The 7,781-nt window shown below is 69.7% G+C and carries 7 protein-coding genes; 6 read left to right on the top strand and 1 reads right to left on the bottom strand.

Annotation, left to right across the window (positions count from 1 at the left end):
- Nucleotides 1–121 precede the first annotated feature (121 nt).
- The 6 genes from VFF97_RS00955 (at nt 122) to lnt (ending at nt 7,313) form a co-directional block, all read left to right on the top strand.
- Nucleotides 122–1,063 (top strand): helix-turn-helix transcriptional regulator, encoded by a 942-nt coding sequence (locus VFF97_RS00955; protein WP_414684207.1) that lies wholly within the window; start codon nt 122–124, stop codon nt 1,061–1,063.
- Nucleotides 1,060–2,025, top strand: a complete 966-nt coding sequence (locus VFF97_RS00960; RefSeq protein ID WP_325031620.1) for a WYL domain-containing protein — start codon at nt 1,060–1,062, stop codon at nt 2,023–2,025. Before VFF97_RS00955 ends, VFF97_RS00960 begins: the two co-directional genes overlap by 4 nt.
- A gap of 85 nt (nt 2,026–2,110) precedes the next feature.
- Complete coding sequence (tatA, locus tag VFF97_RS00965; protein ID WP_325031621.1) at nt 2,111–2,368, top strand: Sec-independent protein translocase subunit TatA; 258 nt, start codon at nt 2,111–2,113, stop codon at nt 2,366–2,368.
- A 65-nt stretch (nt 2,369–2,433) separates the two neighbouring features.
- A complete protein-coding gene (gene tatC / locus VFF97_RS00970) occupies nt 2,434–3,192 on the top strand; it encodes a twin-arginine translocase subunit TatC (RefSeq protein ID WP_325031627.1) in 759 nt (252 codons plus the stop codon).
- On the top strand, nt 3,189–5,687 hold the full coding sequence (locus VFF97_RS00975; RefSeq protein ID WP_325031622.1) for a DEAD/DEAH box helicase: 2,499 nt from the start codon (nt 3,189–3,191) through the stop codon (nt 5,685–5,687). The genes tatC and VFF97_RS00975 overlap by 4 nt, the downstream gene beginning before the upstream one ends.
- A gap of 21 nt (nt 5,688–5,708) precedes the next feature.
- Complete coding sequence (gene lnt, locus VFF97_RS00980; protein ID WP_325031623.1) at nt 5,709–7,313, top strand: apolipoprotein N-acyltransferase; 1,605 nt, start codon at nt 5,709–5,711, stop codon at nt 7,311–7,313.
- 5 nt (nt 7,314–7,318) lie between these two features.
- On the opposite strand, the gene VFF97_RS00985 is transcribed toward lnt, so the two are convergent.
- A complete protein-coding gene (locus tag VFF97_RS00985; protein WP_325031624.1) occupies nt 7,319–7,711 on the bottom strand; it encodes an RNA polymerase-binding protein RbpA in 393 nt (130 codons plus the stop codon).
- Nucleotides 7,712–7,781: the final 70 nt, after the last annotated feature.

Below are 7,781 nucleotides of genomic sequence, written 5' to 3' on the forward strand. Positions count from 1 at the left end.
GACGCACTTCGCGAAACCCCGGAAGAGGCGGCGTCCGCACGCCTAAGATGAGGGAGTGCCTGCCAAAGTCGCCGTGAAGAGTCCGCCCGACGAGCGGCTCGTGAACCTGGTCGTCGCCCTCATGGCGACCGACGTGGGCCTCACGAAAGACACGATCCTCACGTCGGTGGCCGGCTACCGCGAGCAGTACGAGTCGGGCGCGTCGAAGGACGCCCTCGAGAAGATGTTCGAGCGCGACAAGGAGAGTCTGCGCGCACTCGGGGTGCCGATCGAGACCATCGGCGATTGGGCCGATCCCGACGATCTGCGCGAGGCGCGCTATCGCGTGCCGACGACGGAATACGAGCTCCCCGAAGACATCACGTTCACGCCCGCCGAGGTCGCGCTGCTGAACCTCGCGGGCACCGTGTGGGGCGAGAGCTCGATGTCGGCGGACGCGCGCACGGGACTCCGCAAGATCCGTGCGCTCGGAATCGACGTCGACGAGCCGATCATCGGCTACACGCCGCGCATCAGCGTGCGCGAGCCGTCGTTCGCACCGCTCCAGCAGGCGATCGAGCACTGCCGCGTCGTGACGTTCCCGTACCTCAAGCCGGGTGAGGCGGCGCCGCGGATGCGCCACGTGCAGCCTCTCGCGCTCGTCGAGTTCGAGGGCCGGTGGCACCTCTTCTCGAACGACCTCGACATGAACGCCGACCGCACATTCCTCCTCGCGCGCATCGTGGGCGACGTCACGATCACGCGACAGCGCTTCCCGCGCGAGCTGCGGGACGGAGCCGGCGACCGCGCTCTCGCCGGACTCGACGCTGTCGCCGCGCGCAACCGCGCCCTGCTCGAGGTGAACCCGGGCACCGAGGCCGCGCTGCGGCTCAGCCGACGGGCGACGCCCGCCGAACAGGGCATCCACGTGAACTTCGTCGACATCAACATCTTCGCCGACGAGCTGGCGTCCTACGGCCCCGAGGTGCGCGTCGTCGAGCCCGAGGACCTCCGCGAACACGTCATCCGGCGCTTGCGCGCGACGGCCGAGGTGCACGGAGCATTCGAAGGAGACCGATCGTGAGCGCCCGTCGCCAGCCGCTCGTCGCGACCGACCGCGCAGCCCTCATGCTGCAGCTCGTGCCGTACCTCATCTCGAAGGGCGAGGTGTCGATCGCCGAGGCGGCCGACGAGTTCGACGTGACCCCGCAGCAGATGCGCTCGATGGTCGAGAAGCTGCCGATGATCGGCCTTCCCGGCGACAGCGGCTACTGGCAGATGCCGAACGACCTCTTCGACATCGACTGGGACCTCCTCGACGAGCAGGACCTCATCGTCATCACGAACGCGGTCGGCCTCGAGCGCGCACCGAAGCTGACCGCCCGCGAGGCGGCGGCCCTGCTGACGGGCCTCCAGCTCGCGCGCTCGATCCCCGGCGTGGGCGATTCCGAGCTGTTCACGGGACTTCTGCGCAAGCTCTCGCGCGGCGCGTCCAGCGCGCCCGCCGAGGTGATCGTCGCTCCCGCCCCGGTCGACGCCGTCCGCGACGCGGTCGCGCGCGCGGTGCGGCAGGGCGTCGCGGTCTCGTTCACCTACAAGGCACCGGATGCGCCGCCCACGACCCGCACAGTCGACCCGGTCAAGGTGCACATCGCCGACGGGCAGTGGTACCTGCAGGGCTGGTGCCACCTGCGCGAAGCGATGCGCACGTTCCATCTCGACCGCGTGAGCGACATCGAGCTGACCGACATCCCGATCTCGCACGGCCAGGACCCCGTGCCGGACTGGTTCGAGGAGGGCAAGGGCGACATCGTCGCGCGCGTGCGGTTCCCGGCATCCGTCGCGCCGCTCCTCGGCGACTACCTCGACCGCGCCCGCGTCGAGACCGACGGCGAATGGTCGGTCGCGACGATGCGCATCGCCGACGAGCAGAGCCTCAAGCGGCTCGCCGCCCGTCGCGGCGGGGCCGTCGAAGTGCTCGAGCCAGAGGGCGCGCGTGCCGCGGCGCGGTCATGGGCCGAGGCCGGTCTCGCGCAGTATCACTGAACACCCGGCGAGTCACACGTGGCTCTCGGCCGCGGAAGGACCCTGCGGGTTACACTGTCAGCGGACCCGCCGAAAGGAATCGACAATGCTGCAAGGCCTCACAGGGTGGCACTTCCTGATCATCCTCGCCGTGATCCTGCTGCTGTTCGGCGCGGCCAAACTCCCCGCGCTGGCGAAGAGCATGGGTCAGTCCGCCCGCGTGTTCAAGGGTGAGATGAAGGCCATGAAAGACGAAGACGCGGCGCGTGACACCGCGAACACCAGCGGCTCGGCCTCCTCGACCGAGGCTCCGGCAGCGGACGTGCGCACCGACGCGGGCGGAACCTCCGAATCCAAGCCCTGACCGCAGTGGCGACGGCAGGACCGCCGCGCGTGGGAGAGTCCGACCTTCCACGGCGCGACAAGCGCATGTCGCTCGGCCAGCATCTGGTCGAGCTGCGCAAGCGCCTCATGATCGCGGCGATCGGCGTCGTCGCGGGGATGGTCGTCGCGTTCTTCATCACCGACCCGGTCATCTGGCTCATCACCGAGCCCATCCGCGCGATCGCCGAGACGTCGGAGGAGCGCAGCAAGGTCGAGCTCATGTTCACGACGGTGACATCGGCATTCGATCTGCGCCTGCGCATGTCGTTCGCGATCGGTCTGCTCCTGTCGGCGCCGATCTGGATGTGGCAGATCTGGGCGTTCATCATGCCCGGCCTGACCCGTAAGGAGATCCGGTACACGGTGGCGTTCCTCGCGGCCGCGATCCCGCTCTTCTTCGCGGGAGCCTATGTGGGCCTGCTCGTCATGCCGCACATCGTCGAACTCATGGCCTCGTTCGTTCCGGAGGGGGCGGCGTCGTTCTTCGATGCGGTCTACTACTACGACTTCGTCTTCAAGCTGTTGATCGTGGTGGGCGTCTCGTTCGTGCTGCCCGTGTTCCTCGTCGCGCTCAACTTCGCGGGCATCATCTCGGGCAAGGCGATCCTCAAGGGCTGGCGGGTCGCAGTGCTCATCGCGTGCATCTTCGCGGCCCTCGCAACCCCTGCGGCGGATGTCGTGAGCATGCTCCTGCTGGCCGGGATCCTCGTCGTCCTGTTCTTCGCCGCGGCATCCGTCTCGCTCATCTTCGACCGCCGTCGGGCGAAGCGCGACGCGGCGCTCCTCGGCGACGGGGCGTCGTGACCGACCTGGGTCCCGCCGAACGCTACGCGCGGGCGCGCGAGGCCTCCGAGAGCGACCGACGGCACCCGATCACGGCGGCTTTCGCCGCGTCGCAGCCGTTCGAGCTCGATCCGTTCCAGCTCGAGGCCTGTCGAGCGCTCGAAGAGGGGCGCGGCGTGCTCGTCGCCGCTCCGACGGGCGCCGGAAAGACGATCGTCGGCGAGTTCGCGGTGCACCTCGCGATGCGCGAACCCGACACGAAGGCGTTCTACACGACCCCGATCAAGGCGCTGTCGAACCAGAAGTTCCGCGAGCTGCAGGACGTGTACGGCGCCGACCAGGTCGGCCTGCTCACGGGCGACACCAACATCAACGGCAGCGCCCGCGTCGTCGTCATGACGACCGAGGTCCTCCGGAACATGCTCTACGCCGACTCGCCGGCGCTGCGCGGCCTGCGGTACGTCGTCATGGACGAGGTGCATTACCTCGCCGACCGGTTCCGCGGCGCGGTGTGGGAGGAGATCATCATCCACCTGCCGCGCAGCGTGCGGCTCGTGTCGCTGTCCGCGACGGTCTCGAACGCCGAGGAGTTCGGCGATTGGCTCGACACCGTGCGGGGCGACACCGAGGTGATCGTGTCGGAGACCCGCCCGGTGCCCCTCGAGCAGCACGTGCTCGTACGAGGTGACCTGCTGCCGCTCTTCGACGATCGAGCGGGCGTCGCTACCGCGCAGGTGAACCAGGAGCTCATGCGCATCCGCTCCTTCAAGGGCCCGCTGTACGAGGGCAACCGGCGCGCCCAGTCCTACAAGAGCGCCCGGCACGCCGGCTACGAAGCGTCCCGCCGTCGTCCCCAGCGGGGCGGCAAGCGGCCGGTGCGGTCGGCGAACGTGCGGCGGGTCGAGCGGCTCGACCGTCCCGAGGTCGTCCAGCTGCTGCGGCGCTCGAACCTGCTTCCCGCGATCTTCTTCATCTTCAGCCGAGCCGGATGCGACGGCGCCGTGCAGCAGGTGCGGCGGGCGGGCCTGCGGCTGACGACACCCGACGAGCGGCGCGAGATCCGCCGGACGGTCGAGGAGCGCACGCGCACGCTCCTCGACGAGGATCTCGCCGTGCTCGGCTACTACGAGTGGCTCGACAACCTCGAGCGCGGCGTCGCGTCGCACCACGCGGGACTTCTGCCGGCGTTCAAGGAGGTCGTCGAGGAGCTCTTCCAGCGCAAGCTCGTGAAAGTCGTGTTCGCGACCGAGACGCTCGCGCTCGGCATCAACATGCCGGCACGCACCGTCGTGCTCGAGAAGCTCGAGAAGTTCAACGGCGAGGCGCGCGTCGCGATCACGTCGGGGGAGTACACACAGCTCACCGGCCGCGCGGGTCGGCGGGGCATCGACGTCGAGGGCCACGCCGTCATCCAGTGGACCGAGGGGCTCGACCCGCAGGCGGTGGCCGCCCTCGCATCGCGCCGCACGTATCCGCTCAACTCGAGTTTCCGGCCGACGTACAACATGGCGGTCAACCTCATCGACCAGTTCGGCCGGGCGCGGGCGCGGGAGATCCTCGAGTCCTCGTTCGCCCAGTTCCAGGCCGACCGCGCCGTCGTCGGGCTCGCGCGCCAGGTGCGCGAGCAGGAGGAGTCGCTCGCCGGCTACGAGAAGGCGATGACGTGCGACCGCGGCGACTTCACCGAGTACTCCGCCATCCGACGCGAGCTGAGCGACCTCGAGAAGCTCAACCGCAAGGACGCGAACGCGAGCCGCGCGACGCGCGACAAGCGACTGCGTGAGATCGCCGCGTTGCGCAAGCGGATGCAGCGGCATCCGTGTCACCGATGCCCCGACCGCGAGCACCACGCGCGCTGGGCTGAGCGGTACTGGAAGCTCAAGCGGCAGATCGACCGCCTGCGGCAGCAGATAGACACGCGCACGGGCACGGTGGCGCGTATCTTCGATCGCGTCGTCGAGGTGCTCGAGGTGCTCGACTACGTGCGCGTCGCAGAGGACGGGACGACGACGCTGACGCCGGCGGGTCGCACGATGCGCCGCATCTACGGGGAGCGGGACCTCCTCGTGGCGGAGTCGTTGCGGGTCGGGACATGGAGCGACCTCGATGCGGCCTCGGTCGCGGCGCTGGCGTGCTGCCTCGTGTACGAGCCGCGGCGTGACGAGTCAGGGCCGGGGGAGCACGGGCTCCCGCGCGGACCGTTCCGGCGTGCCCTCTCCGATACGCAGACGCTGTGGCAGCAGCTCGACGACCTCGAGCGCGACCACCGCCTGCCCGGATCCGAGCCGCTCGGCACCGGTCTCGCCCTCGCGATGCACTCGTGGGCGCGCGGGATGCCGCTCGACCGCGTCCTGAGCGAGGCCGACCTCGCAGCCGGTGACTTCGTGCGATGGGCGAAGCAGACCATCGACCTGCTCGACCAGCTCTCCATCGTCGCCGACCAGCCTGTCGCATCGACGGCGCGCAAGGCCCTCGAGGCGGTGCGTCGGGGCATCGTCGCGCACACGACCGTCTGAACGCGCCCGTAGGGTTGTTCCGTGCCCCTCTCCGAGCCCGAGCGACCCGTCCTGCCGCTGTGGGCCGCCGTCGTCGCATCGGCCGCCGGTGGGCTTCTGCTCGACGTCGCCTTCCCGTCGGTGGGGTGGTGGCCGATCGCGTTCGTCGCCGTCGCCCTGGCGATCGTGAGCCTGATCGGGCGCATGGCGGGCGGCGCGCTGCTCACGGGCTTCGTGTTCGGGGTCGCGTTCTATCTCATGAACGTCGACTTCACGGCACGCTGGGTGGGCCCGCTCCCGTGGGTGGCCCTCTCGGTGTTCGAGTCGCTGTTCGTCGCGGTGGGGGCGCTGCTCATCGCCCTGGCCTACCGCTGGGTGCCCCGCGTGCTGCCCGCGCGCTGGGCGCGGCTGACGGTGCTCCCGGCGATCGTGGCAGGGCTGTGGACGGCGCGCGAAGAGGTCACCGGCGGCTTCCCCTACGGAGGATTCCCGTGGGGGAGGGTCGGCACGAGCCAGGTCGGCGGACCGCTCATCGAGACCGCCTCGTGGCTCGGGACGGCAGGACTGTCGTTCCTCGTGGTCGTGTTGAGCGCCGCCGCGATCGAGATCGTCCGCACGACGCCGTGGCGCTCGCGGACCACCGCCGTTCGCGAAGGTGCGATCCCGATCGGAGCGGTCGTCGTCGTGCTCGTCGCGGCCGCGGTCATCCCCGCGTGGCAGACGACGCCGGCGGGCGACATCCGCGTCGTGAGCGTGCAGGGCGACGGACCTGCGGGCTACTTCGACGTGCGGGAGCGGGGCGACATCCTCATGTCGCAGTTCGATGCGACCGAGCCGCTGTTCGGCGAGGAGGACGTCGACGCCGTGGTGTGGCCCGAGGGATCGGTCGACCTCGATCCGCGCGACTCGGCGGTCGCGGCATCCGCCCTCAACCGCGTCTCGCGCGCGTTCGACGCGCCGCTCGTCGCGAACATGGTGCGCCTCGAGGGCGACGAGTACTTCAACACGTCGTTCGTGTGGGTCGCGGGCGAGGGCATCACGCAGACGTACGACAAGCGCAATCCCGTGCCGTTCGGCGAGTACGTGCCCGATCGCGCGTTCTACCGTGCGATCGCCCCTGATCTCATCGACATGATCGGGCGCGACTACACCCCGGGGGTGAACCCTCCCGTGTTCGACCTGGACGGATTCCGCGCCGGTCTCGCGATCTGCTTCGACGTCATCTACGACGCGCTCGTGTGGGAGGGCGCCACAGGCGGCGCGGGCGTGTACTTCTTCCAGACGAACAACGCCGACTTCCGAGGCACCGACGAGAATCTGCAGCAGCTCGCCGTCGCGCGGCTGCGCGCGATCGAGACGGGTCGCTCGGTCGTCAACATCTCGACCGTCGGCACGAGTCAGGTGATCGCGCCCGACGGCACGACCGTCGACGCCTTGCCGGCCGATGAGCCCGGCGCGATGCTCACCGACGTCGAGCTGCGGACGGGGCTCACCCCGGCCGTCGTCGCCGGCGCTTGGATCAAGGCCGTGCTCGCGTGGGGGAGCGTGGCCGCCCTTGCCGTCGTCGCGGGGCTCGTCGCCACGCGCCGCCGCGCGGACGCGAAAGCGCCGGCCCCCGAAGGGACCGGCGTCTCTGAGCCGAAATGACCGCGTCAGGCGGTCATGCGGTCGGCTGACTCCTTGGTGACGTCCTCGCCGGCACCGCGACGCGCGCGGATGTAGGCGAGACGCTCCTCGAGGAGCTCCTCGAGCTCCGGGATGGTACGACGCTCCAGCAGCATGTCCCAGTGGGTGCGCGGAGCCTTGTCGTCACTGTGGTCGACCGACGCGGTCTTGTCGCCGATGCGCAGAAGGGCCTCAGCGCCGCACGTGCGGCACTCCCACGTCGGGGGCACCTCGGCGTCGGCTGCGAAAGTAAGGGTCGTGTCACGTCCACACGACGTACACGAGTACGTGTGCTGTGCGCGCTCATGGAAGACGACGCCCTCTTCGCTCTGTAAGCTCTGGGCGCCGATCCGGATGCCGCGCAGGCTGCGGTCTGCCATTGTGTGGTCCTCTCGTCGCTATAGAGGTATAACGAAGCGACCTGTGCGGATACTCCGAACGGCGGCCTGA

It is taken from the genome of Microbacterium sp., from assembly GCF_035687345.1.
Taxonomy (GTDB): Bacteria; Actinomycetota; Actinomycetes; order Actinomycetales; family Microbacteriaceae; genus Microbacterium.